Genomic DNA, 2,873 nt, shown 5'->3' with positions numbered 1-2,873 from the left:
CCCATGCCGCCCATGCCGCCCATGCCGCCCATTCCGCCCATGCCGCCCATGTCAGGCATAGCACCACCCGGTTCAGGTTTCTCAACAACCAGGGCTTCCGTAGTCAGGACCATGCTGGCGATCGAAGCGGCATTCTGCAAAGCCGATCGCACCACTTTAGCCGGGTCGATAATGCCTGCGGCAATCATATCCACATACTCACCCGTCAGCGCGTTGTAGCCCACATTAAAGGCACTTTCCCGCACCTTTTCAACAACAACGCTTCCTTCAACACCGGCGTTATCTGCAATTTGACGCACAGGTGCTTCTAAGGCTTTGGCGACGATATCAGCCCCGAGGATTTCTTCATCATTGAGACTGGCTTTGAGGCCCTCAATTTTGCGCACCAAATGAATCAGGGTGGTCCCGCCACCGGGGACGATGCCTTCATCCACTGCTGCTTTAGTCGCATTCAGGGAGTCTTCGATCCGCAGTTTGCGTTCTTTCAGTTCAGTTTCCGTAGGAGCGCCCACTTTAATCACCGCGACACCCCCGGCGAGTTTGGCGATCCGTTCTTGGAGTTTTTCTTTGTCGTAGTCCGAATCGGTTCTGTCTAATTCTTTGCGAATTTGACCGATGCGGATTTGAATCGCTTCTTTGTTTTTGTCATCGGCATCGGCCACAATGGTGGTGCTTTCCTTGGTGATGGTCACCTTGCGGGCAGTTCCCAGCATATCCAGGGTGGCGGTATCCAGACTCAGACCAATTTCCTCGGAAATCATCTGACCATTGGTGAGGACGGCGATATCTTGCAACATCGCTTTACGGCGTTCGCCAAATCCAGGGGATTTGATAGCGGCGACGTTCAAGACACCCCGTGCTTTATTCACCACCAGGGTTGCCAAGGCTTCGCCATCGACATCTTCAGAGATGATTAAGAGGGGTTTGCTGGCGCGGGCTACTTTTTCCAGGATGGGGACGAGATCTTGGATGGAACTGATTTTTTTGTCGGTAATCAGGATTGCCGGGTTTTCAAACTCGACGATCATCCGTTCGTTGTCTGTGACGAAGTAGGGGGAGATATAGCCGCGATCGATCTGCATCCCTTCGACGACTTCGAGTTCGGTGGTGAGGGATTTGGATTCTTCGACGGTGATCACGCCATCTTTGGTGACTTTATCCATCGCCAATGCGATCATCTGACCGATTTCTTCGTCATTGCCAGCGGATACCGTGGCAACTTGGGCGATCGCCTCGCCTTCGACGGGTTTAGCCAAAGCTTGAATTTCTTCGAGCAAATAAGCGACGGTTTTTTCAATCCCGCGCCGGACTGAAACCGGGTTTGCACCGGCAGTAACGACTTTCAATCCTTCCCGAATCATCGCTTGGGCTAAGACAGTGGCGGTGGTGGTCCCATCACCGGCAACGTCTTTGGTTTTGGCGGCGACTTCCCGCACGAGTTTGGCCCCAGTGTTTTCCAGGGGGTCTTCTAATTCGATTTCTTTAGCAATGGTGATCCCATCATTTACGATATCGGGTGCGCCATATTTCTTTTCTAGGACCACGTTGCGTCCTTTGGGTCCCATTGTGATTCGGACTGCATCGGCGAGGGCGTTGACCCCGCGTTCTAGCGCCCGACGGGATTCTTCGTTAAAGGAAATAATTTTTGCCATAGTGTCGGTTTCTCAATCTGCTCCAAATAGAAAATTTAGCACTCTATGGTGCAGAGTGCTAATTCGTATAAACCGTACAAGCAGGGTGAGGCGCGATCGGTCATCAGGGAGAAAGGGTTACAGGGTGGGCGTTGTTGCTCCCAGGGGAGAGAGTCCTCTGGGCTGATATAGCAACCCTAAATCATTTATGAATTCTTCAGATCCCCTCTCCCGCTTTGGGAGAGGGGTAGGGGGTGAGGGCATTCCACAACTGATATAGGATTGCTATAGGGGGATATGGGGTATGGTCCGGGGAAACGGAAATTTAGGTCCGTTTTTTCTGTAGTTTTTTAAAGTCTTCAACCCCCTTCAGGGGAACTTTTAATTCAGGCCCCAAGTCAAGCTGGTTGTAGTCAGAATGGCAGCGTTCCCTTCGGGCGATCGCATTTCCACTCAGTGGAAGAGAAGCATACCGCGTAAAAGCTGGACCTCGGGTTAGGTCTATCAACCTTTCTCGGGTTGAAGGAGGAGTTTGACTCCTCCTTTGTTCTATCCAGGGTTATTTTTTAACGGGAGGAAAACTGCCCATTGGAAATTCTCAAGTTTTGAGGTTTCTCTGGGTTATCCAATCTCCGGATAATTTTTATAAATTTAAATATCATATTTATTTTTTTACCAATTTTGACTGAGAAGAGAGAAAATTAATTCTCATTCTTTGCTTGAATTAAACTCAAGGCTTTTAGGGCCTAATATCCGACCCGTGATATTAGTGAAATTATGCTGCCGTTTTATTTTTATTTGGTATTGGAGAAACATCAATCAAAATAGACAAACCTTAAAAGTCGGGATGCCTTCCCATAAGCTTTCCGCAGAGAATCCGGTTTTATCTCAATGCGGGTGAAGAAATATTAAAGAGAAAAGCGCTCAAAAAATGATCGGGTGATTTTTTTAAAGAATCGCTTTTCTCCATCAGGGCTGGTATCTACCCAAACAATAAGTTTTGGAGTAGTCCAGATGACGATTAATTTTGATTTGATGAAAATCCAAGACAAGGGCACAATGCCTTTATCAAAAACTTTAGTTTTCATCGATTCCCAGGTAGAAAATTATCACAGTTTGCTCCAGGGAGTTGGGGAGAACGTCAAGGCGATCGCCTTAGATGATTTGACCGATGGCATCCAGCAGATTACCGAGGTTTTACAAAGCTTAATTGTTCAAGGACAAACCGTAGACTCAATCCAT

Annotated in this window: 2 protein-coding genes; one reads left to right on the top strand and one right to left on the bottom strand. The window is 48.3% G+C overall.

Annotation, left to right across the window (positions count from 1 at the left end):
• Window positions 1-1,652: chaperonin GroEL (gene groL / locus J0895_RS05530; protein ID WP_207087122.1), on the bottom strand; the 1,652-nt coding region annotated here is incomplete at its 3' end.
• A gap of 993 nt (window positions 1,653-2,645) precedes the next feature.
• On the opposite strand from groL, the gene J0895_RS05525 reads away from it, so the two are divergent.
• On the top strand, window positions 2,646-2,873 hold a 228-nt coding region (locus tag J0895_RS05525; protein ID WP_207087121.1), incomplete at its 3' end, for a DUF4347 domain-containing protein.

Source organism: Phormidium pseudopriestleyi FRX01 (assembly GCF_017313335.1).
Lineage (GTDB): Bacteria > Cyanobacteriota > Cyanobacteriia > Cyanobacteriales > Laspinemataceae > Laspinema > Laspinema pseudopriestleyi.
This window is presented reverse-complemented; position numbering and strand designations above follow the sequence as displayed.